The 22,092-nt window shown below is 58.1% G+C and carries 23 protein-coding genes and 4 tRNA genes; 7 read left to right on the forward strand and 20 right to left on the reverse strand.

Annotated features, from left to right (window positions below):
* Positions 1-3: 3 nt before the first annotated feature.
* From J1C59_RS11970 to J1C59_RS12010, 9 genes are all read right to left on the reverse strand, one after another.
* Positions 4-258 (reverse strand): acyl carrier protein, encoded by a 255-nt coding sequence (locus tag J1C59_RS11970; RefSeq protein WP_128086844.1) that lies wholly within the window; start codon positions 256-258, stop codon positions 4-6.
* A 13-nt stretch (positions 259-271) separates the two neighbouring features.
* On the reverse strand, positions 272-529 hold the full coding sequence (locus J1C59_RS11975; RefSeq protein WP_128086843.1) for a phosphopantetheine-binding protein: 258 nt from the start codon (positions 527-529) through the stop codon (positions 272-274).
* 13 nt (positions 530-542) lie between these two features.
* Positions 543-1,343, reverse strand: a complete 801-nt coding sequence (locus tag J1C59_RS11980) for a lysophospholipid acyltransferase family protein (protein ID WP_128086842.1) — start codon at positions 1,341-1,343, stop codon at positions 543-545.
* Positions 1,336-2,067 (reverse strand): beta-ketoacyl synthase chain length factor, encoded by a 732-nt coding sequence (locus tag J1C59_RS11985; RefSeq protein ID WP_128086841.1) that lies wholly within the window; start codon positions 2,065-2,067, stop codon positions 1,336-1,338. Before J1C59_RS11985 ends, J1C59_RS11980 begins: the two co-directional genes overlap by 8 nt.
* 221 nt (positions 2,068-2,288) lie before the next feature.
* Positions 2,289-2,675 (reverse strand): hypothetical protein, encoded by a 387-nt coding sequence (locus J1C59_RS11990; RefSeq protein ID WP_128086846.1) that lies wholly within the window; start codon positions 2,673-2,675, stop codon positions 2,289-2,291.
* Between the two features lie 267 nt (positions 2,676-2,942).
* Positions 2,943-4,325 carry an efflux transporter outer membrane subunit gene (locus tag J1C59_RS11995; RefSeq protein ID WP_140917181.1) on the reverse strand — a complete coding sequence of 461 codons (1,383 nt, stop codon included), beginning with the start codon at positions 4,323-4,325 and terminating at the stop codon, positions 2,943-2,945.
* On the reverse strand, positions 4,322-5,416 hold the full coding sequence (locus J1C59_RS12000) for an HlyD family secretion protein (protein WP_140917180.1): 1,095 nt from the start codon (positions 5,414-5,416) through the stop codon (positions 4,322-4,324). Before J1C59_RS12000 ends, J1C59_RS11995 begins: the two co-directional genes overlap by 4 nt.
* A complete protein-coding gene (locus J1C59_RS12005; protein ID WP_140917179.1) occupies positions 5,413-7,098 on the reverse strand; it encodes an MFS transporter in 1,686 nt (561 codons plus the stop codon). The genes J1C59_RS12000 and J1C59_RS12005 overlap by 4 nt, the downstream gene beginning before the upstream one ends.
* Positions 7,099-7,100: 2 nt before the next feature.
* Positions 7,101-7,532: a MarR family winged helix-turn-helix transcriptional regulator gene (locus J1C59_RS12010; protein WP_128086894.1), complete on the reverse strand. Its 432-nt coding sequence runs from the start codon at positions 7,530-7,532 to the stop codon at positions 7,101-7,103.
* A 145-nt stretch (positions 7,533-7,677) separates the two neighbouring features.
* Between J1C59_RS12010 and J1C59_RS12015 the strand changes: the two genes are divergently transcribed.
* The 4 genes from J1C59_RS12015 (at position 7,678) to J1C59_RS12030 (ending at position 11,276) form a co-directional block, all read left to right on the forward strand.
* Positions 7,678-8,526, forward strand: a complete 849-nt coding sequence (locus J1C59_RS12015) for an AraC family transcriptional regulator (RefSeq protein ID WP_140917178.1) — start codon at positions 7,678-7,680, stop codon at positions 8,524-8,526.
* A gap of 43 nt (positions 8,527-8,569) precedes the next feature.
* Positions 8,570-8,977, forward strand: a complete 408-nt coding sequence (locus J1C59_RS12020) for a DUF2000 domain-containing protein (protein WP_128084415.1) — start codon at positions 8,570-8,572, stop codon at positions 8,975-8,977.
* A 391-nt stretch (positions 8,978-9,368) separates the two neighbouring features.
* The gene (locus tag J1C59_RS12025; RefSeq protein ID WP_128084416.1) at positions 9,369-9,629 is read left to right on the forward strand and encodes a biofilm/acid-resistance regulator YmgB/AriR; all 261 of its coding nucleotides are present in this window, start codon (positions 9,369-9,371) and stop codon (positions 9,627-9,629) included.
* Positions 9,630-9,770: 141 nt separating this feature from the next.
* Positions 9,771-11,276 carry a SulP family inorganic anion transporter gene (locus J1C59_RS12030; protein WP_162287372.1) on the forward strand — a complete coding sequence of 502 codons (1,506 nt, stop codon included), beginning with the start codon at positions 9,771-9,773 and terminating at the stop codon, positions 11,274-11,276.
* Positions 11,277-11,314: 38 nt separating this feature from the next.
* On the opposite strand, the gene J1C59_RS12035 is transcribed toward J1C59_RS12030, so the two are convergent.
* Together J1C59_RS12035 and J1C59_RS12040 are read right to left on the reverse strand one after the other, a co-directional pair.
* Complete coding sequence (locus tag J1C59_RS12035; RefSeq protein ID WP_128084417.1) at positions 11,315-11,512, reverse strand: DUF6404 family protein; 198 nt, start codon at positions 11,510-11,512, stop codon at positions 11,315-11,317.
* A gap of 675 nt (positions 11,513-12,187) precedes the next feature.
* A tRNA-Ala gene (locus J1C59_RS12040) sits at positions 12,188-12,263 on the reverse strand.
* A gap of 211 nt (positions 12,264-12,474) precedes the next feature.
* Here J1C59_RS12040 and J1C59_RS12045 point away from each other — a divergent pair.
* Positions 12,475-12,732, forward strand: a complete 258-nt coding sequence (locus J1C59_RS12045; RefSeq protein ID WP_128084418.1) for a hypothetical protein — start codon at positions 12,475-12,477, stop codon at positions 12,730-12,732.
* A 107-nt stretch (positions 12,733-12,839) separates the two neighbouring features.
* Here the strand turns inward: J1C59_RS12045 and J1C59_RS12050 are convergent.
* From J1C59_RS12050 to uvrY, 6 genes are all read right to left on the reverse strand, one after another.
* Positions 12,840-12,926: transfer RNA gene (locus tag J1C59_RS12050), tRNA-Leu, on the reverse strand.
* 10 nt (positions 12,927-12,936) lie between these two features.
* Positions 12,937-13,010, reverse strand: a tRNA-Cys gene (locus J1C59_RS12055).
* Positions 13,011-13,050: 40 nt separating this feature from the next.
* Positions 13,051-13,126: transfer RNA gene (locus J1C59_RS12060), tRNA-Gly, on the reverse strand.
* A 152-nt stretch (positions 13,127-13,278) separates the two neighbouring features.
* Positions 13,279-13,827: a CDP-diacylglycerol--glycerol-3-phosphate 3-phosphatidyltransferase gene (pgsA, locus tag J1C59_RS12065; RefSeq protein WP_128084419.1), complete on the reverse strand. Its 549-nt coding sequence runs from the start codon at positions 13,825-13,827 to the stop codon at positions 13,279-13,281.
* 69 nt (positions 13,828-13,896) lie between these two features.
* Positions 13,897-15,729 (reverse strand): excinuclease ABC subunit UvrC, encoded by a 1,833-nt coding sequence (gene uvrC, locus J1C59_RS12070; protein WP_128084420.1) that lies wholly within the window; start codon positions 15,727-15,729, stop codon positions 13,897-13,899.
* The gene (gene uvrY / locus J1C59_RS12075; protein WP_140917177.1) at positions 15,722-16,381 is read right to left on the reverse strand and encodes a UvrY/SirA/GacA family response regulator transcription factor; all 660 of its coding nucleotides are present in this window, start codon (positions 16,379-16,381) and stop codon (positions 15,722-15,724) included. The genes uvrC and uvrY overlap by 8 nt, the downstream gene beginning before the upstream one ends.
* Before the next feature lie 431 nt (positions 16,382-16,812).
* On the opposite strand from uvrY, the gene J1C59_RS12080 reads away from it, so the two are divergent.
* Positions 16,813-17,037, forward strand: coding sequence for a DUF2594 family protein (locus tag J1C59_RS12080; RefSeq protein ID WP_111138577.1), 225 nt, complete (start codon positions 16,813-16,815; stop codon positions 17,035-17,037).
* A gap of 31 nt (positions 17,038-17,068) precedes the next feature.
* Here J1C59_RS12080 and J1C59_RS12085 read toward each other — a convergent pair whose 3' ends face one another.
* The 3 genes from J1C59_RS12085 to J1C59_RS12095 form a co-directional block, all read right to left on the reverse strand.
* Positions 17,069-17,680, reverse strand: a complete 612-nt coding sequence (locus J1C59_RS12085) for an acyl-homoserine-lactone synthase (protein ID WP_111138576.1) — start codon at positions 17,678-17,680, stop codon at positions 17,069-17,071.
* Positions 17,681-17,800: 120 nt separating this feature from the next.
* Positions 17,801-18,523 (reverse strand): autoinducer binding domain-containing protein, encoded by a 723-nt coding sequence (gene sdiA, locus J1C59_RS12090; protein WP_128084421.1) that lies wholly within the window; start codon positions 18,521-18,523, stop codon positions 17,801-17,803.
* Positions 18,524-19,681: 1,158 nt separating this feature from the next.
* Positions 19,682-20,377, reverse strand: coding sequence for an extensin-like domain-containing protein (locus J1C59_RS12095; protein ID WP_128084422.1), 696 nt, complete (start codon positions 20,375-20,377; stop codon positions 19,682-19,684).
* A 285-nt stretch (positions 20,378-20,662) separates the two neighbouring features.
* On the opposite strand from J1C59_RS12095, the gene cycA reads away from it, so the two are divergent.
* The gene (cycA, locus tag J1C59_RS12100) at positions 20,663-22,057 is read left to right on the forward strand and encodes a D-serine/D-alanine/glycine transporter (RefSeq protein ID WP_128084423.1); all 1,395 of its coding nucleotides are present in this window, start codon (positions 20,663-20,665) and stop codon (positions 22,055-22,057) included.
* Positions 22,058-22,092: the final 35 nt, after the last annotated feature.

Genomic DNA, 22,092 nt, shown 5'->3' on the forward strand with positions numbered 1-22,092 from the left:
GGATCAGGCTTCGTCGCGCATCAGTTGTTCAACCGCATCCACCACATCCTGCACGGTGCGCACCGCACGGAAGGTTTCCGGCTTGATTTTGCGGCCGGTGCGTTTTTGCAGGTGAACGACCATATCGACGGCATCAATGCTGTCGAGTTCCAGATCTTCGTAGAGACGTGCCTCAGGCTGGATATCCTCAGGCGCGATTTCAAACAGGCTGGTCAGCAGCGAGGCCACTTCCTGATAGATTTCATCTTTATTCATCATGTTATTTCCGCTTTCAGCCTCGCTGTTGGTTGACGAACGCCGCCAGCGTCGCAACAGAAAAGAAGTGAGCACGCAGGGTTTCACTTTCCGCAGAGAGTGTCACGCCGTAGCGGTTTTTCACGGCCAGGCCGAGTTCCAGTGCATCAATTGAGTCGAGCCCCAGCCCGTCGCCAAAGAGCGCCGCGTCGGTCTCAATATCGTCGGGGCTGAGATCCTCAAGATTCAGCGTGTCGATAATCATCTGTTTGATATCGTTAATTAATACATCCATACCGGTTTTCGTCTTACCTGTTCTCGGGGACCAGCGCCTGCTGTAAATGGCGGGTCAGGCGACGCGCGGCCAGCGGCTGCGCATCGGGGTTACTTTCAAAAAATGACTGACTGTCAATCCTGTGCCGGACCCGCACGGTAAACCGTGGTTTCACCGGCGGGATCTCAAACCAGCGGCTCTGTTTGTCGAGCATACGCTGGCTGCAGGTAATGTGTACCACGCGCAGATCGCATCCCGCGCGCACCGCAATGTTGGCGGCCCCGCGCTGCAGCGTCAGCGGCTGACCATAGCGGGTGCGGGTGCCTTCCGGAAAGATCAGGATGGTATCGCCGCGGGCCAGCCGCCGCTGGCTGTCCGGCAGCAGCGTCTCCGCCTCGCTGTTGATGAGGTAGTCCGCGGCGCGGATCACGCCGCGGACAAACGGATTCTTCTGCAGATCGGCCTTAACCAGACAATCCATCTCCGGCAACACCGAGGCGATCATCACATAGTCGATCAGTGACGGGTGATTGGCGATGATCAGACAGCCACGATCCCGCTGCAGCGCGTCGGCGCCTTCGATGCGGTAGTCAAAGACGCCGGTCATCCGGCAGAAACGCAGAAAGCAGCGAAAGCTGAAGGCGATGGCGCGACGCGCCAGCAGGCGGCGGCGCAGCGAATTGCGCTGAACCAGCAGCAGCAGGTTGAAGCCCAGCAGCGACAGCAGCAGGCCACCGAGGCCGAACAGCGTAAAACTCACCGCCGTCATCAGCAGTCGCCAGAGGTAGTTCAGGCGGCTGCCCCTGCGCTGTGCAGAGGATAACGGGTCAGCCATCGCGTCGCCTCCAGTGCCACGTCAGGCGCTCGCCCGGCAGCGAAAAGGCGGCCGACCCCGCCAGCCACTGCTGCAGAAACCCCAGGCTCTGCGGCAATCCCGGCGACGTCACCGGCTCAGATGCCGCCTGGCCCGTGCAGTGCAACGCGTCTCCCGCACGCAGCAGCAGCGCCACCGCATAGGGAACATTGACAGGCTGCTCCGCCAGCCACGGCAGATAGTAGTCAGGCACGATGCCGTCAAAATCGACCAGCAGCACCTGCTGATAGCCCGCCTGATGCAGCGCACTGACTTCAATCAGCCCCTGCTGAAAGGAGTCGATGCCCGCGGCGATGGAGGTCGAGACCAGCGGCGCTTTCGCGGCAATGGTCAGGCTGCCGACCGCGGAATTATGAACCGACATCGCGAAATCCGTGGGTGACATCGGCTGCTGATCGGCCAGGGTGGTGAGGATACGCAGATTACGCTCCAGTTCACCGTGACGGCTGGTGAAGACGATCGCGTCAACCTGCTGACGCGCCAGCAGTGCCAGCCCGCACTCTACCGCCGCACGACTGCCGCCGCTCAGACGACGCGCCGTCATCATCGGTAAAAACTGCGGCTTCGCCATCGCGCCGGCGGGATCGATCGCGTCGCCCTGTTGCGCCCAGTCCTGCCAGGCCTCGCTTCCGTGTAATCCGGGAGCCAGCGCCTGCCAGTCGACCAGCGAGTAAGTGAGTCTCATCTCAACACTCTTTTGTCATGCATGTGGTGTCGGCGTGCATCGGGTCGTCCCCGCCGCTTAGCCAGTCAGGTCTGCCCTGCCCGGCCACCGGCCGCCTCGCGCTTCACGGTAGAGGCTTGTCCGGTGGTTGAGCAATAGCAGTGCATCTGATTTATCGGCCGTTGCGCGGCGAACGTTATGCGCCGGAGGCCTGACGACAACACAGCGTGACGATCAGGCCGTTACCGGGCCGCCAGTGCGGACAGACGCAGCTGGATATCCTGGTCGAGATTGGCGATCCAGCGGTTGTAGTTGTTGTGGATCTGCCCCTGCCCGGCCTTCAGGTTTTCGCTGCTGACATAATCGATGCGGTAGTTCTGGCTGGTGTACGAGATACGAATCGTCGCCACGAAATCACGCTGGGCCAGTCGGCCGTTGATAACGCCGGGGGAAACCGGTGTCATCACCCATTTGCGGCCTACGCCCGCTTCGATAATGGCCGTTTTCATCTGGTTATCGCTGTAGCGCTGCGTCAGGGTCTGATTCACGTTATGAATCGGCGCCGTGCGCGCACACCCTGTCAGTAACGCCGCAACCATGGCCAGCGTCAGAAACATCTTTTTGTTCATCATGATTCCCTTCTTTATCAATTCTATCAGTAAGTTAAACGGACAGCTCGCCGCGCGCATCATTAACTTTTCGTGCGCTTTTCCGTCTGGCTGGTCAAAAACCCGCGCATGATACCATCGAATGTAAAGACAGGTAAGCAGAAGTCTGCGTGGGTTTTTGGGGGTTATTTGGGGGATAGGAATCGGGGAAGGTGCGCCATCGTTGCGACAGCACCCAGGCCGATCCCGCCTCCGTGACTCTGGTTGCGGCTGGATCGGCCGGATGGATTATGACGCTGGCGTCGCTCTCCAGCCACCGCCCAGCGCCCGGTAGAGGTCGATCTGCGCCAGCAGCAGGTTGCTTTTCACCGTCACCAGGTTCAGCTGGGTCGAAAACAGGGTACGCTGCGCGTCCAGTTCATCCAGATAGGAGGCGTAGCCGTTCTGGTAGCGGTTGCGGGCGATACGCAGCGCTTCCTTCACGTAGCTCTCCTGCTGTTGCAGCGCCCTGAGCTGCGCTTCACGCTGCCTGATGGCGTCGACGGCGTCACTGACTTCTGCGAAGGCGTTGCGCACCACTTTTTCATAGCCATAGAGCGCCTGATTTCGCGTCGCCATCGAGACATCGACCTGCGCCGTCAGCGCTTCGCGGTTCAGCAGCGGCGCAAGGATACTGCCCCCCACACTCCAGAGCCGGAACGGGTTGTCCGCGAGCTGATGCAGCACCGAACTCTGCAGGGTGCCGGTGGCGGTGAGATTCAGGCCCGGCAGGAGTTTCGCCTGCGATGAGGCGAGGCTGGCATCCGCCGCCAGCAGCTGGCGCTGCGCCTGGACGATATCCGGACGACGATTAAGCAGCGCCGAGGGCAGCAGCGACGGCATCGGCTGCGGTGAAATCTGATCAAACTGCTGACGGCGGGCGATGCTGCGCGGATTCATGCCGGCCAGGATGCTGAGCGCGTTCTCCTGCTGGGCGATCTGATGCTGCAGCAGCGGCAGCTGGGCGCTGGCCGACTGGTACTCCGACGCCGCCTGCATCCACTCCAGCCGGGAGGTATACCCGGTTTCAAACTGACGCTGCGCCAGCTTCAGCGAATGACTGCGGCTCGCCAGCGTCGCCTCGGTGACCCGCAACTGCTCATCCAGCGCGCAGAGGTTGAAATAGCCGGACGCCACCGAACTGGCAATCGTCAGTTCGGCGGCAGAGGCGGCGGCCTGCTGCGCCGCTAACGTCGCCTGCGCCGCCGTGATGCTGCTGCTGCGTGCGCCCCAGAGGTCCACATCGTAGTTCGCCTTCAGCAGCCCCTGAAAAATATCGGTTTCATAAGGCTGGCCCGTGACCGACGAGAGCGTGCGCTCGCGGGTCGCGGCCACGCCGGCGCTCACGCTGGGGAGGTTATCGCCCTCGGCGGCGCGCAGCTGGGCGCGATACTGATCCACCCGGGATCGCGCCGTGAGAATATCGGGATTGTTACGCAGCGCCTGGCTGACCAGGCGGTTAAGATTCTCATCATGAAATGCGCGCCACCACGCCGCCTCGGGCGCCGCCGATGGCCCGACCTGGCCGCGCCAGGCGTCCGGGATCAGCAGCGAAGCGGGTGCCTTCTCAACCTGGGTTGCGCAGCCCGACAGCAGCAGGGCCAGCGCGGCGATCAGAGAGTGCGGCCTCATGGCGTTCCCTCTGCGGCAGGCTGCGCGGCGGTGTCGATATCCACTTCCACCGACATCCCCGGACGCAGCTGCGCCATATCCTGCTCATTGATGCGGATACGAACCGGGATCCGCTGGGCGATTTTGACGAAGTTACCGGTGGCGTTGTCGGGGGAAATGGCGCTGAACTCCGAGCCCGCCGCCGGTGAGATAAACTCCACCTGGCCGTTAAAGCGCTTACCATCCAGCGCATCAACCCGGATGCTCACCGGCAGGCCGGGGCGGATGTGCGCCAGCTGGGTCTCTTTCAGGTTAGCGATGATCCATTTGTGGTTCGGTACCACAGAGGTCAGGCGCGTTCCGGCGGTGACGTAAGCGCCGGTGCGCACCGAGAGCTGGCCGAGCTGCCCGTCGTCGGGCGCGGTAATCCGGGTGTTCGCCAGGTCGATCTCCGCCAGCTCCAGCGCGGCGCGGGCGCTGGCGACATCGCCCTCCAGCGCGCCACGGTTGACGATCACGGTTTGCAGATTCTGCTCAGCGACGGCGATCTGGGCGGCGGCCTGGCGCACCTGCGCCTGCGCCTGCGCGCTGGCGGCGCGGGCAGCATCGCGCTCACGCACGGACAGCGATCCATCTGCCGTAAGGTTTTCGACGCGCTTCAGGTCGAAGCCGCTCTTCAGCGCCTGGGCTCTGGCATTCTCCAGCGCCGCCCTGTTGCTCTGAATCGTGGCTTCTGCGCTGCGCCGCTGCTGCAGGTTATTGTTCAGCGCCGCCTGCTTCATTGCCAGCTGCGCCTGCGCCTGATGCACCCGCTGGCGATAGATACGGTCATCAATCGTCATCAGCAGCTGCCCTTTTTTCACCGGCTGCAGATCGATCACCTCCACCGAGGTGAGATAGCCATTGACCTGCGGACTGATAAAGGTCACCTGACCGCGCACATAGGCGTTCTCGGTGCTCTGTATGGCGCTGGTAAAGGGCCAGAGCTGCCAGGCATAGAGAATGACCAGTACGCCAAGGACGACGATGCCGCTGCCCGCGGCGATGGAAAGGATACGGCGACGAGTTGCGCGTTCGCGTTCGGCCGCCTGAAGCTCATCCTGCTGACTCATTGTTTCTCCGTTGATTCCTGTAATGCGGCCATCTGTTGCTGCTCACGCAGGTTAAATTGCGCCTGACGCCAGTCGAGATAACGACGCCGGGTTAAGCGCCAGATCACCCACATCAGGGTAATGAGTGCCAGCGCGGCGGTTAACAGGTAGGTGTCGTTATAGGCGAGGACGTTGGCCTGCAGCGTGGCCACCGTCTGCAACTGGCTGGTGCTCTGCGCGCCGCGCAGCACGTCGTCGCCCACCAGCGAGTTAAACAGGGCATTGTACTGGCTGAGCCGTTCGGTGACGTTGGGGTCGAGCAGAGAGAGCTGATCCCCCAGCAGGCTGGAGTGATACTTCTCCCGCCAGACCTGAAACGTGCCGAGGATCGCCGAGCCGATCAGGCCGCCCAGGTTCTGACTCATGCCAAACAGCACCACAAAGCTCACCAGATTTTTTGGCTGCGTCACTACGCTGCCGATCCCCATCAGCATCGCGGGCGCCATAAAGAAGGCGCTGCTGAAGCCCAGCAGAAACTGACTGAAATACATCTCGGTGGCGCGGGTCAGCGGGCTGGACTGCGCATCCATCAGCGACGCAATAATCATCACCACCAGTGAGGCGACAATCGGCCAGCTGAGGTGGTTGGGTTTGATGGTCAGCGCACTGGCGGCGATACCCACAATCACTCCGGCAATGATCGCCAGCGCCAGGCCGCGCATCTGATCGTTCTGCAGGCCAATCTGCTGCAGAAAACCGACCGCGCCGGTGTTCTGCTCGGCCAGCACGATACGGATCATAATCATCACGATGCCGAGCCGCACCATCATGCCGCTGCTGAGCCAGCGGGTGTTGATCAGCGGGTTGCGCCGGTTGTGCTCAATAACGATGGCCGCGACGATCAGCGTCAGGGCGATGGCGGTACAGATCCCCAGCCACGGCGTAGTAAACCACCATTCGATGCGCCCCAGCGTCAGGACGCCGCACAGCAGCGCCATGCCGGGAGCCAGCAGGATGAAGGTGACGAAATCCATCTTTTCAAAGGTTTTGATGCGATCGCCGGGCGGCAGCTTGACGAGCAGCACGCCGCCCAGCGCAATCAGCGCCAGACCGAGTTCAAACAGGTAGAGACCGCGCCACTCGTTGAGCTGCAGCAGTTCGGAGGAAAACAGACGGGCCAGGGGGATCGCCAGCTGCGACACCGTCAGGCCAATAACCAGCGCTTTCAGACGATGTTTCGCGGGCCACGCCTGCACCTGATAGTAGATCCCCAGCGAGCTGAGGGCTGCCGCCACCATGCCGTGGGCGGTGCGCACGATAATCGCGGAGCTGAGGTCGTTGGCGAACAAGTGGAAAAACGCCACCAGCACATAGAGCACCAGAAACGCTTCGGTAAAGACCCGCAGACCAAACTGCTGGCGAAACTTCACCAGCAACAGGTTGATGGAGATATTGCCCATCACGTAGACCGCAGGCAGCCAGGCGATCTCGTTAGACCAGGCCGCAAACGTCCCCTGCAGATTAACCAGATTGGCGGTGACCAGCGCGTTGCTCAGCGCGCCGGTCAGCGAAATCAGCAGGCCAATCAGGCCAAACGCCAGCCGTTTCGGCATCGGATGCAGCGGGGTTGAAGGTGAACCCGGCAGCATCGGTTTTTCATGCGGCAACCACTCGCGTGCAGCGTAGGGATTTCGCTTTGCCACCGTTACATGCTTCCCATGCGGCTCAGCAGTTGTTGCAGGACGCGCTCGGTGACGGCCAGATCCTGCGGAGCGATATCCGCCAGCATTTCGGTGCGCAGCGCGTCAGCCTCTGTCTTGACTCTGGCGAACGCTTCGTTGCCCTTTTCCGTCAGCACCAGATGCCGTTTGCGGCGATCCTCTGGCGGCTGTACCCGCATCAGCAGCGACTGTTTTACCAGCCGGTCTACCAGCGGCACCATGCTGGCATCTTCCAGTCCCAGCATCTGCGCCAGCTCGGTCTGGGTCATGCGTTGCGGTTCGCTGGCAATCAGGCCGATCGCCATCCAGCTGCTCATGCTCAGGCCGCTATCTTTAAGGTGACGATCGACCGCCAGGCGCCAGGCGTGCGCGGTAAGATGCAGTAAGTGGGTAAAAGTACGCGTTTGCTGAGACAAATGTTAGCAGCCTAATAGTAAGATATCTAATTGAGTGAGGACGTTATTATACGCAAAGCGAATCGCGAATGAAAAGCGTCCGATCTGTTAAAAATTAGTGGATCGCGGCAGAATGTCCAGAGGCCGCAACCGGGAGCCGGATACCATGCCACAGCCATCAGCAAACTGGGTTGACCTGCGCCGTGACGCCGCCAGCGGCATCGAGGCGCTGCGCGCCCATTTTACCGGTCATGCCTATGATCCTCACTGGCACGACAGCTACCTGATCGGCGTGACCGAACAAGGTGTACAGCAGTTTCATTCGCGGCGCAAACAGCATCAGAGCCGCCCAGGCACGGTCTTTATGCTGGAGCCGGAAGAGTTGCATGACGGTGATGCCATCAACGACAGCGGTTTCACCTACCGGATGCTCTATCTTTCGCCGCAGCAGATCGCGCAGCACCTGCCTCCGCTCACGGCCGACGGGGCCGCCGCCCGTGAGCTGCACTTTGCCACCACGCTGCGCGACGACCGGTCGCTGGCGTACGCGGTCTGGCATGCGTTCGACGCCCTGTGGCATAACCACCCTGCCCTGATTAAAGAGGCGGCGCTCGATCGGCTCGCGGCTCAGCTCTCCCCGCACCGCCAGACGCCACGGCCCGTTCAGGCTGTGGATCAGGATACCCGGCTGGCGCTGCAGGCGCGTGACTGGCTGATGGCGTATCATGCAGAGAACCCTGGCCTGGCGCAGATGGCGCTTCACCTGCAGGTGGATCGCTTCCGGCTCTCCCGCGTTTTCCGGGCGCACTGGGGACTGCCCCCGCACGCCTGGCTGGTGCAGTGGCGGCTGAGTCAGGCGCGTCGCCGGCTGGCACAGGGCGAGCCCGCTGCCGACGTGGCTGCCGCGCTGGGCTTCGCCGATCAGAGTCATCTGGGCCGCTGGTTTAAGCGCGCCTGCCAGCTGTCGCCCGCGCGCTATCAGCATGCCTGCACAAATCTTCCAGACCCGGCTTAAGCCCCCTGCCACAATGCGTTTTTTTCCGGACAGGAGATGCGCAATGCAGGACCTCAGATGTGTGATGATACTCAACAGCATGCTGACACCCGGTAAAGCCGCCAATGCGGCTGCCGTGATGGCCTTAACCCTGGGGCAGCGATACCCGTCGCTGGTTGGCCCGCCGCTTGAGGATGCGGCGATTCACCCCTCTCCCGGCCTGATCACCACCGGCATTCCGGTGCTGGTCGCCACCGACACGCAGCTGAGTGCGCTGCGGGCAGCCTGTGAACAGGCCGGTTATGATCTGGTGCTGTTTCCGGAAGCGGGTCAGGCCACCACCGACTATCAGGCGCTGCGCACCGAACTGCGCACTCAGCCGAGGGAGCAGTGGCGTCTGCTGGGCATCGCCCTTGTCGGCGAGAAAAAAGCGCTGCGTAAGCTGACGGCAAAACTGGCGCTTTTCGGCTGATTTTCCGGCAGGGAACGGGACAAAGTTTCCCGCTTTTTCCCATTCCCTCTTCGGTCAGGCCGTTTGTATAGGTTATTTGTACAGATTTTGTTTCGGAATTGTCCTTATAAGCGGCTGAAAAGTGAAAAAAAGCACGTTTAGTCAAAGGATCCGATTGTACAGATTGGGGTTCATTGTATAACTTTATTGCCACGAGTTGTCATGCGACTCTGTAACGAATGATGCACTTGCGTCGCCTCTGAAGGTGTCAGTGGATTTCCACCTTCAGAGGTTATTTTTTATCTGCTCACTTTCCGGGCTGGTACCATCACATCTGTCCATGTGATGGTTTTTTTGATCGCTTTCGTCCTGACATCCGAACCGGAATCGGGCTGTTCTGAAGGGCTTACACATGCAAGATAGTCTCCCCCGGACCGATAAAGAAATTTCCGATTATTTTAATGCGGCGGCCAGCCGGCCAGCCGGCCAGATGGAAACCCTGGGTATTGTGATTGCAGAAATCCTGCAGTCCGGCATGCCCGTAAATAACAAAGCCATTATCTCTAAGCTGATTCACCGGCTGGAGCTGGAAAGCGACCGGGCGTCGCTGGATGTCTACCGGCAGCTGCTAGAACTGGTGGTCCACAAAACGCCGGACGATTTTTCACTGTAATAATCCCGACTCCATGGAGGGAGTCGTCCGCCTTTTACTGGTATCTTTCCCGCACGCCCGGTAATATCTGCCCCTCACCTGCTATGCCAGTTTTCCCGCCCCTCGCGCGGGCGCAAAATAACTCAAGAGCCTGCAATCTTTATGACTCAATCCAATGATAAGGCCGCAACCGGCGTTGTGGCTGGTGATATCAGCGTGGGGCGCGTTCTGCGTTCGCCTGCGCTGCTGACCCGCGAATGCCTGGCCGGGGTGATTACGGCGCTGGCCCTCATCCCAGAAGTGATCTCCTTTTCCGTTATCGCGGGCGTTGACCCGAAAGTCAGCCTGATCGCCTCTGTCGTGCTCTGCCTGACGCTGTCGATCCTGGGTGGCCGTCCGGCAATGGTGACGGCGGCCGCCGGATCGGTGGCGCTGGTTATCGGCCCGATGGTGCATCAGCACGGCGTGGAATATATTCTGCCCGCCGTGGTACTGGGCGGCGTGATTCAGATCCTGTTTGGCGTGGCGGGTCTGTCGCGCATGATGCGCTATATTCCCCGCTCCGTGATGCTGGGGTTTGTGAATGCGCTTGGGGTGCTGATTTTCTTTGCTCAGGTGCCGCACGTCTGGGGGCAATCCTCACTGGTCTGGATCTTTTTTGCCGCCACCCTGGCTATTGTGCTGTTGCTGCCGCGGCTGATAAAGAGCATCCCCTCTCCGCTGGTCGCCATTGTCGTGGTCACGGCCGTGGCGCTGCTGATGGGCTATCGCATGCCGAATGTCGGTGATGAGGGATCGATGAGTCCGGGTCTGCCCGGCTTTAACAGCCTGCTGGTGCCCCTGAACCTTCAGACGCTGCTGATTATCTGGCCTACCGCGCTGAGTATCGCCTTCGTCGGCCTGATGGAGTCGCTGCTGACCGCCAAACTGGTGGATGACCTGACCGATACCCCCTCCAGCAAGCGTCGCGAATCCTGGGGCCTGGGTGTCGCCAATATTCTGGCGGGCTTCTATGGCGGGATCGCCGGCTGCGCGATGATCGGTCAGACCATCGTCAACGTGGAGCTGGGCCGGGCGCGCAGTCGGGTTTCAACGGTCGCCGCCGGTCTGGTTCTGCTGCTGCTGGTGACCGGGCTGAGCCGGATTATGGCGCAGATTCCGATGGTGGTGCTGGCCGGAATCATGATGGTCGTGGCCGTGAAAACCGTCAACTGGCACAGCCTGCAGCCTGCTACCCTGAAGCGTATGCCGTGGTCCGAAACGCTGATTATGGTGCTGACGGTCGCGGTGACGGTCTGGACCGGGAACCTGGCGCTGGGCGTGCTGGCTGGCGTGATTCTGGCCATGCTGCTGTTTGCCCGCCGTATTGCTCATGTTATCCATGCAGAACGTGAGCTGAGCGCAGATGGCGAATCGGTGCGCTACGTGGTGCGCGGCCCGCTCTTTTTTGCCAGCAGCAACGATCTGTTCGAGCATTTCGATTATGCCCACGATCCGAAAAAGGTGACGATCGATCTGACCCATGCGCAGATCTGGGATGCCTCCAGCGTCGCGGCGCTGGATGGCATTGAGTATCGCTATCAGCGTTATGGTGCAGAAGTGGTGATTGAGGGTCTGGACCCGCGCAGCACCGACTTCCATCAGCGTCTGACCGGTAACTTTGGTTAAATGAGGCTGTACTGCTGCCGCTCCGGCAGCAGTACAGATTACGCCTGTTGGCGCCGCGCCCGGTAGCGGCCCACCATCGTGATCAACGCCTGATAGATTAAACCGGCGTAGAGACTGGTCAGAACCGCCAGGCCAGGCTCTTTGCCCTGCGCCTGCCATGACATAAACCACATGAATACGCCCCACAGAACAGAGAATACCAGCCAGCCGCGGACGAACTTCATCATGCCATTCATAACGTCTCCTCTAAAATGAAGCGCTACCTTAGCGTGGGCCAGCGTGAAACGCATGGGTAATCTGCGTGAGTTGCGAGGCGTTTCAAAATATTCGTGACTGATTTTCCTGATTGTCGGCGATCGCATCTGCTTCGGGCGATTTTATGGCGGTTATCTATACTTAACGCTCCGCTTAACCGATCAGGGAAATACGATGAAACGTACGGCTTATCTGTTATCCACTTTAGCTATACTCGCGACCCTTACCGCCTGTGCGCCTCCTCCACCAGTGAGAGACGCTCCGCCGCCGCCACCGCCGGGCAAAGATGCCCCCCCGCCCCCGCCTGGCGCCCCTGGCACCATGACCCCGTCAGGACAACCGCACGCCTGATCGACCTCAGCCAGCCTGCCTGTCAGGCTGGCTGAAGCCTTACTTTTTCCTGCCTGTAAATCACGACGCGCCAGCCGTCTCTTCCTGTTTTCTTCGTTCGGGTTTAAGCGACGGATGCGTGGCCTGAGATCGGGTGAGCACATTCCTCTCACATAACAGCAGATCAATCAGCCAGCAGGCGGGCGAGTATGGGCGGTGGCGCTGAAAACCCGGGAAAATGGTGTTTACTGCACGGCGAGTGGGCCGCATAAAGGGGTTAACCGCATCAGATGCGCTTTTAGCAACGGGCGTTGGGAGAGAAGAGGTGGACCGGGCAGCAGGAATTGAACCCGCATCGTCAACTCATGCTGAGTTGCAGTAATACCTTTATACCATGCCCGAACAGTGTGCCCGAAAAGTGAACCGTTACAGATAAGGGTAGCGGCACTTTCCGGACAGGCAAGCGCAAGCGGCACCTATTTTTCCCACCTGCACCCGGATTCAGAAATCTGAGATCGCTGGCCGTGCAGCGCGATAATTCAGCTAACCTTACCTGTTAAGGCAACCTGTTCCGGCCAGCGCGCCGGACCACTTTTATCGCGAGGTCCGTACTATGCCTTCAGGACAATTCTACGTCGTCGATCAGCCTGAGCTGAATTTCACCGCCAGCTACCATATCGATAAGGTGAACGAACACCCCTTTGCATCACGCATGGTGCTGGAGATTCAGAAGCGGATACAGTCTACAGAGGCGTTCGATGCGCTCGGCATCGGCAATGAAGTGACGTTTGTCTCCTCCAGCGGCGAGGCGCAAAAGATGGTTCTGGTGAGTGACACCGAGGAACAACTGGTATTCAGCTCGCGTGGCTGAACAGAGAATGGATTGAAGGAGTGTGTCAGACAGCAGGCACAAAAAAACCGCCTCTAATGGGGCGGCTTACGACACTGCTTATCATTGATTTTATAGGTAAATCGATGTGGTGCCCGGGGCGGGACTTGAACCCGCACGACCTTACGATCGAGGGATTTTAAATCCCTTGTGTCTACCGATTTCACCACCCGGGCAGGGTGTAACTGGAGGCGCGTCCCGGAGTCGAACCGAGGTACACGGATTTGCAATCCGCTGCATAGCCACTCTGCCAACGCGCCTTAAACTGATGTGCCGCCAGGTTAACCTGGCCTGCGAATCTGGAGCGGGAAACGAGACTCGAACTCGCGACCCCGACCTTGGCAAGGTCGTGCTCTACCAACTGAGCTATTCCCGCAAATTTCAGCAATTTCGTCGAACCTGCTGATTTTACTTATCTTCTGGCAGACTCGCTGCCTTTCGATGCGTTGCATTCTACTGACCTGACGGATTGAGTCAATAAAATTATCCTCCCAACCCGTCCGTTTGCTGCTTTTTAAATCGTATCGATCACGGTTCGAGCAGATCGCCACGCGCGGCGCTTAAATACTGGAACATTGACCAGAATGTCAGCACGGCAGCGATGTACAACGCCACCACACCCACCGCGACGACGGTGGCATCCGGACGCCACAGCAGCGCAAACAGGGAGAACATCTGCGCGGTCGTTTTGACCTTACCAATCCAGGAAACCGAGACGCTGCTGCGCTTGCCAATTTCCGCCATCCACTCACGCAGCGCAGAGATAATGATCTCACGCGCAATCATGGTCGCGGCAGGCAGCGTAATCCACCAGGCGTGGAAATATTCGGCTACCAGCACCAGCGCAATCGCCACCATCACCTTGTCCGCAACCGGGTCGAGAAAGGCCCCGAAGCGCGTCGTCTGCTTCCAGCGACGTGCCAGAAAACCGTCGAACCAGTCCGTGATGGCTGCAAAAACAAAGATTAAGGCGGTCGCCAGCGGCGCCCAGTGAAACGGCAGATAGAAAGCCAGCACAAAGAACGGAATGAGCACGACTCGAAACAGGGTGAGACACGTCGGGATGTTTAATTGCATATGCCGGTAACTGTCTGGATATAGGTAGAATTTGTCCTATGTTCCTACATTGCCCCCCCTGTTTCAATGCTAGTGTTTCAGGGAGTAGTATATTTTTTCTGCCAGCGCGTGCGAGATACCAGGCACATTGGCGATCTCCTCCACCGACGCATTCAGCAGCGGTTGCAGGCCCCCCATGTACTTAAGCAGTTGCTGACGCCGTTTTGGCCCTACCCCTTCGATGCTTTCCAGCGCACTGGTGTTCTTCACTTTAGCCCGTTTTTTACGGTGGCCCGAAATCGCATGGTTGTGAGCGTCGTCACGAATATGCTGAATCACATGCAGCGCCGGGGCATCTGGCGGCAGCGAAACGCCCTCGCCTTCCGCTTCGAAGAACAGCGTCTCCAGGCCCGCTTTACGATCGCTGCCTTTGGCGACGCCCAGCAGAACAGGCCGGCTCTTGTCCCAGGGCACATCCAGTTCGGCGAAAACCTGCAGCGCCTGGGCCAGCTGGCCTTTACCGCCGTCGATCAGAATCACATCCGGGATCTTATCTTCTTCAATCGCCTTACCATAACGGCGTCGCAGCACCTGATTCATGGCGGCGTAGTCATCACCCGGCGTGATGCTGGTGATGTTGTAGCGACGATAATCGGCGCGCAGCGGCCCGTTCTGGTCAAACACCACGCAGGAGGCGATGGTCTGCTCGCCCATGGTGTGACTGATGTCGAAACACTCCATGCGCCTGATTTTGTCGAGCGTCAGAAACTCCGCCAGCGCCATCAGCCGCTGATGGATGGTCGAGTGCTGTGACAGACGCGTGGTCAGCGCCGTCGCAGCGTTGGTGCGTGCCAGCTTCAGGTAACGGGCGCGATCGCCACGCGGCTTGCTCTGAATGTTGACCCGGCGTCCCGCCAGCTCACTAAGTGACTCAGCCAGCAGCTCGCGCTCCGGCAGGGTGAAGTCCAGCAGGATATCGCCCGGCAGGGTGCGAGCCTCGCTGCCCTGCAGGTAGAACTGCCCGACAAAGGTCTGTACGACCTCCGCCAGATCGGTATCCACCGGCACCTTCGGGAAGTAGCTGCGGCTGCCCAGCACCTTACCCTGGCGGATAAAGAGCACATGCAGACAGGCCATGCCTGCGTCATACGCCACGCCCATTACATCCAGGTCATCGCCTTGATTCGAGACAAACTGCTTCTCGGTGATGCGGCGCACGGCCTGAATCTGATCGCGCAGCCGGGCCGCCTCTTCAAAGCGCAGGCCGACGCTGGCCTCTTCCATGCGTTTCACCAGCTGGTTCAGAACCTGATCGTCCTTACCGGCCAGGAAAAGCCGCACGTAATCGGTTTGCTGTGCATACTCCTCTTCGCTGACCAGACCCGCCACACAGGGCCCCAGACAGCGGCCTATCTGATACTGCAGACAGGGTCGGGAGCGATTGCGGTAGACGCTGTTTTCGCACTGACGGATAGGAAAGACTTTCTGCAGCAGCCCCAGGGTTTCGCGTACCGCATAGCCGTTGGGGAACGGACCAAAGTACTCCCCTTTGGCATGTTTGGCGCCACGGTGCATCGCCAGCCGCGGGTGGGTATCGCTGCTCAGAAAGATGTAGGGATAGGATTTATCGTCGCGCAGCAGCACGTTATAGCGCGGCTGATAGAGCTTGATGTAGTTATGCTCAAGCAGCAGCGCTTCGGTTTCGGTATGGGTAACGGTGACATCGATGTGCTGGATATTGCTGACCAGCGCTTCGGTTTTGCGGCTGCCGACCTGGGTGCGGAAGTAGCTGGTCAGACGCTTCTTCAGGTCTTTGGCTTTACCCACATAGATGACAGTGCCTGAGGCGTCATACATGCGGTAAACACCGGGCTTGCTGGTTACCGTACTCAGAAAGGCTTTAGAATCAAAAACGTCATTCACTACTGATTAACGGCTCCGCATTAAAGAGGCCATGTCGAATGGCCAGATGCGTTAACTCGACGTCGCCACTGATATTCAGCTTACTGAACATCCGGTAGCGGTAACTGTTAACGGTTTTAGGACTGAGATTTAACTGCTCGGAAATTTCCGTCACCTTTTGTCCACGGGTGATCATCAGCATAATCTGCAATTCCCTTTCCGACAAACAGCTGAAGGGGGATTCCGCTTTTTGCGGCTCAATCTGACTCAGCGCCATCTGCTGAGCAATGTCCGATGCGATGTAGCGCTGACCGGCGTTTACTGAGCGGATGGCATTGATCACCTCCTGCGGCGCAGCCCCTTTACTCAGGTAGCCGGCGGCACCCGCCTGCATCACTTTAGCAGGCAGCGGATTTTCCGTGTGAATGGTCAGCATGATGATTTTGATATCGGGGTTATAGCGCACGATTTTGCGCGTCGCCTCCAGTCCGCCGATGCCCGGCATGTTCATGTCCATCAGGATCACATCAACCTGATGGGAGCGGCACCACTTCGCCGCATCCTCGCCACAGTTCACCTCTCCGACCACGGCCAGACCTTTGACATCCTCCAGGATGCGACGGATACCGGCACGGACAAGTTCATGGTCATCAACAAGAAGCACACTGATCAACGGGGAAACTCCAGAGGCTAAAAAAGAGGAAGCAATTCAGGATTGCAAGGGGTAATCATACCCGCTTTTACCTCAAAAGCACATCAACAAAGTAAAACTGTGGCCGCTTTGCATGATTGTCTGCGGATACCGGTTACGCGCTTAAACAGACTTTTCTTACAACCAACCGGACCGCTTAATAATCCGGTAACCCGCTGTATATCAGCAGATTAATCACCCGCCACGGCATGCCGCTGCAGGTCGACCCGGCGCAGTCACTCAGCGTGACGTGGCAGTAATTACTTGCAGAGATTGATTAGTTGCACTGGACAAACCAGCACTTCAGCGTAAAGCGAAGCCGCTGCGCCAGCAACTTCATGCCCCTGTGGTATACTCACGGATTGCTGTGCGGACAGAGGGCCGACACGTTGTCATTCACCAAGGAGAAACTTATGAGCGATGAAGATTTTGCTACTTCGCAGGAAGCCCAGAAATTATCGGATGAAATCGCGGGTCTGAAGATGATGATCACCCTTATCCTCAAAGGGATGGGTCAGGCTGATGCCGGAAAAGTGATTATCAACATGGAGCGCTATGTGCAGACGCTGGGCGATAAGCCGCAGGCGGAAGTGTTCAGCAATACCATCAAACAGATCAAAACGGCTTACCGCCAGTAAGCACTCTGCCCCCGCGACGGGGGCAAATCCGTTAATTATGTGCCTGCCAGTTCACCGACACGCCCAGCGTCGGCAGCACCTCTTCCGGGCTGAAGCGCCGTGTGCCACGATACTTCTCGGCCAGCGCGGGCTGCACCACCGGAATCCGGATCGCAAACAGATTATCTTCCGACAGAATCAGTCCCGGCGTCAGCGGTTCGTAAACAACCTGATGCTGCTCAAACATTTTCTCCAGCATCGGCGTGGCCGAGCTGATGATGTATTCCATGCCGTTCAGTTCTGCCAGCTGCACCGCGTGCCACAGAATATTCAGTGGCAGTTCGGCGTCCACCTCCAGCCGGGCGGAAAAGCGCGACATCTCCCACACCTTCTCATGACTGAACGGCAGGACGATGCCTTCGCTCTGCTCAGGCTCAAACCACGGCATCAGACGGGCGCAGCCGCTGATCCCGAAGCGGGCATTCCAGGCGATCAGCCAGGTCACATCTGAACGATCGTAGCGATCATACTCCTGTCCAGGCGTGCTGAGGCGGGGAGGAATTGACCACCCCTCGCCGCGCGCAAAGACGCTGTACCGGTAGCTGCCCAGCTCGGCAAGTAATGAGGATGGCATATCCTTTAACTGCGTTTGCACTATTTTCATTATGCGCCTCTGACATCCCCATGTTGCTGTGATTTCTTTGCGCCAGCCTGGCAAAGACCCGGCGCAGGGTAGACAACTGACCCGAACAAAGGAACTGCTAAATGTGGCAGTTGTTTATGTTCAGATCAGTCCGATTGCCGCTGCATAGCAGGCAATTTGCGTTTTATTGGAAACATTGAAACGCTTTTGCATATTTTTTTGATGAAAGTTAACGGTATGTTCAGAGATAGATAAAATCAGTGAAATTTCGGCCGCCGTTTTTCCTTCGGCTGTCCATTTCAGAATTTCCAGCTCGCGCTGACTAAACTCGTTCTTCAGTACCATCATGGCTTCATCGCGGATGCGTTCCAGCGTAGCCAGGCTTAGTTCCGCTAAAAGATGTAGTTTTACCTCCAGCTCAGCATGGCAGAGCTGGACAGGAATGGACTGTTTCGATGATATAGATAATATACCAATGACGCGATTTGGTGCCATTGCAGAGCACGAAAAACCGCTAAGCAGCCCATATTCTCTCGCCTCATCCCACAGGTTGCCGGCGTCAGCAAACTGCTCCCGTGACCAGGCCATCCCCCTGCCCGGCTGCTGACATAATGTGAGCACCGGATCGACAGCGTAATAATTCTGCTTCTCATAACGCTTTACCCAGAGTCGGGGGTAGGTGCTATGCAAATGAATACGCGGTCGGGTAAAAGGCACCGGATGCTGAATCAGAAAGGCAAAATAGTCGAAGCCTAAAGATTCAGTAAAGTGTTGCAATAATGCCTTCAGTTCGGAAGAAAGCGTTAATGCCTGAAATTGTTTTTTCACCTCACTTCGCCAGGCGAAATAATTTTCAGTGCTCATATTGCCTCAGCGTTTTTCCACTCGCCTTTGCGGTGTTATTCAGTCGGATTCATCCGTTAAAATAAATCAGCAGAAGAAGATTAATTTATTCCAGGCATGAAGCCGTCGGATTCTGCAGCGCATTTAACCTTTCACCGGGATGAGGGAATGAAAACGTGGCTCTGCCCATACAATGTGAGGCCGATCACAGCAATTTCAATCACCCCAAAAGAATAAGATTTTTCTGATAGGATTTCAATCCCTGATACGGCGGTTAAAAAAGTCTGAGTCCGATTTCCCTGCCTGAAATAGCGCATAAGGATGCGTGTATTGCGTAAATAAAGAGTAAACAAAGCGTTAATTGTGGAGCAATAAGCGAAACCGTAACGGGAATGACTACATATTTTTTATCAGGAAATAAGCCTTAAGTCAGATAACCGCGGGGCATTCCGCCTTAGAGCAAATAGTGCATGTCGCCGCCCACGAGAATCGCTGCCCGCCCGCGGCCGTAGCGGCCCTGGACGATGTTACCGTTCGGGCGTCGCCGCTGGACGGCAGGTGTCGCCACGGGCTATTTCAGCAGGGTAAATCAAACGTTGTGATTAGCGCCGCCCGCGTTTCCCCCTTTCTCTCCTGCTGCACCCTCACGCCTTTTTTCATACTGCGGATAATCTGATTTGCCGAAAAGTGCCGGGCGCGTCCGGATTTGACTTAATTCTTCTCTCTGCCCGCAATATGTGTCGGCGATCACTATTCCCGACCGCAGTTCGCCCTTCACTGACTCTATTCTAGTCATGAAAATCACTTTACCGATAGTCACGCCTCTGACGTATCTGAAAATAATTTTTCCGCACGAAACGCGGCCGGTTATTTCTTAGCGATCCCTTTTAAATAAACAATTAATTTCCCTTACTGCACGCCTGCCCTGTGCTGAAATAATTTCATCCGGGCGGTCGCAGGCGCAATCAGAATATGGAGAAAATCTGATCAGTTTGTTTAGCGGCTTAACACTTTCCTATTAAAAAGAGTGGCACTAAAAAAGAGTGCTATTAATCGACCCGGCATTCGTTCATCCGGGACGAACGAACGCCGGCGGGATGTGCGGCTACCCTGCAGGGCTTTTATTTCTGCTGGTCCGGTGGGGCTGGCTCACCGCCGAACGTTATCCTTTCTGATGATTCAGCGGCAGTAGCCAGCGCCACGCATACCCAGATGAAAATGTGAGGCGTGTGCGGCGTTATAGTCCGGCCCAAGCGCATTACCAAAGACTTCGCAGCCTCCGCGCCAGAGCGTATGCAGCATGGCGGCTTTCTCTGCCGGCTGCTGCCAGTGGCGACCAACGTCGATACGCTGACCATCCGCCAGCTGAAAGCCAGTGATATCCAGGGCATCGGCGGTGGCATGCTCGCTGCGCCGCCCCTGTGCGCGATGGTAGATATTGCGGCAGGCGTAGCTGCCCACATGGTTAATCCGGACCAGCGGACTGTGCATATCGCGGATCGTCTGCTGGCGGCTGCGCAGTGCATACATGGTCGTGGCTACCGCCATCGGACAGCTCGCCAGAAAACTGCTGCTCAGGCTGACCCTGCCCAGTTTCTGGATCCGCAGCGGCTGGCTAATCGGGCAGGCGCCCGTGATTGCGGGGCGCTCGCTGAAGCTGACCCAGCCCGCCTGTTGCGCCCGGCGCAAGACGTCCAGACAGGCGTCCGCATCACCGGCGAGGCGTTTCATCTTAATCTGCGTCATCCATCCGGGCGGATCGGTCACAGAGAGCGGCGTAAAGGGATTGAACGCTGGCGGCAGATGCTGCTTAAGCCAGGGTAAGCTGCCCCATCCCAGTGCGATTAACAGCAAAAACAGGATAAGCGTGCGCATAGATCCCTTTGCAGCATGATGATTAACAAACAAAAAGTGTAGAGGCAGATCCCCTTTTTCGCCCTGCGCCTGACAGAACGTGATGAATAATTACCCAGACTGACGGAGGAGTGACCGAAACTGTGCGTTATTACCGCTGACGGCAGCAGCGGCGTCACAATTGATAAAAAAGCGTTACCCGATTCCGGCTCTCTTCCTCTATCTTATGCCGACTTGCCTCCGGGCAGGCGCGTTTTCTAACAGCCAGCAGAGCTGACACAACATCAAGACAGGAAAGACAATTCTATGGTTGATCAATCTAAAGAAACCACGCGCGCACTAGAGGCGCCCGACAAGCTCCAGCGTAATCTGCATAATCGCCACATCCAGCTCATCGCCATTGGGGGTGCGATCGGCACCGGCCTGTTTATGGGCTCGGGGAAGACGATCAGCCTGGCCGGCCCCTCGATCATCTTCGTTTATATGATCATCGGTTTTATGCTGTTCTTCGTGATGCGCGCCATGGGAGAGCTGCTGCTCTCCAACCTCGAATACAAATCCTTCAGCGATTTTGCCGCTGACCTGCTCGGCCCGTGGGCCGGTTATTTTACGGGCTGGACCTACTGGTTCTGCTGGGTCGTGACCGGGATTGCCGACGTGGTCGCGATCAGCGCCTATTTCCAGCTCTGGTTCCCCGGATTTTCGATCTGGATGAGCGCCCTGCTCTGCGTCGTGGTGTTCCTGGCGCTGAACATTGCCACTGTCAGACTCTTTGGTGAAATGGAGTTCTGGTTCGCGATCATTAAAATCGTCGCCATTGTGGCGCTGATTGTGACCGGCGTCGTGCTGGTCTGGCTTCACTACCCTTCGCCTGGCGGCGGTACGGCGGCACTGAGCAATATCTGGGAGCACGGCGGTCTGTTCCCGAAAGGCATCAGCGGCTTCTTTGCCGGATTCCAGATTGCGGTGTTTGCGTTTGTCGGTATTGAACTGGTGGGTACGGCTGCGGCAGAGACGCACGATCCGCATAAAGTCTTACCGCGTGCGATCAATGCGATTCCGCTGCGCGTCATTATGTTCTACGTGCTGGCGCTGATGGTCATTATGGCGGTGACGCCGTGGACCCAGGTGATGGCCGACCGCAGTCCGTTTGTGGAGATGTTCGTCCTGATTGGCCTGCCTGCGGCGGCGAGTATTGTTAACTTTGTGGTGCTGACCTCGGCGGCCTCTTCCGCCAACAGCGGCATCTTCTCCACCAGCCGTATGCTTTATGGTCTGTCACAGCAGGGTGTGGCGAGCCGCGCCTTTGGCCGGCTTTCGGCGCGTTCGGTGCCCACGACCGGCCTCTTCTTCTCCTGCCTCTGCCTGCTGGTGGGCGTGGCGCTGATCTACCTGATCCCGGATGTGATGAAGGTCTTTACCCTGGTGACGACCGTGTCGGCCATTCTGTTTATGTTCGTCTGGACCATCATCCTCTGCAGCTACCTGGCCTACCGGAAGAAGCATCCGCAGCGCCACGCGAAGTCGGCGTTTAAGATGCCGCTGGGCAAATTCATGTGCTGGGTCTGCATGGCCTTCTTCGCCTTTGTACTGGTGCTGCTGACGCTGCAGGATGACACGCGTCAGGCGCTGATGGTGACGCCGCTCTGGTTTGCCCTGCTGGGTGCAGGCTGGATGCTGCGCCGTCGTCGCAGCCGCTGAGACGCAGTACGCTGAAATCCGCCCGGTCATCTGAC

The sequence above is a fragment of the Pantoea deleyi genome (genome assembly GCF_022647325.1).
GTDB lineage: Bacteria > Pseudomonadota > Gammaproteobacteria > Enterobacterales > Enterobacteriaceae > Pantoea > Pantoea deleyi.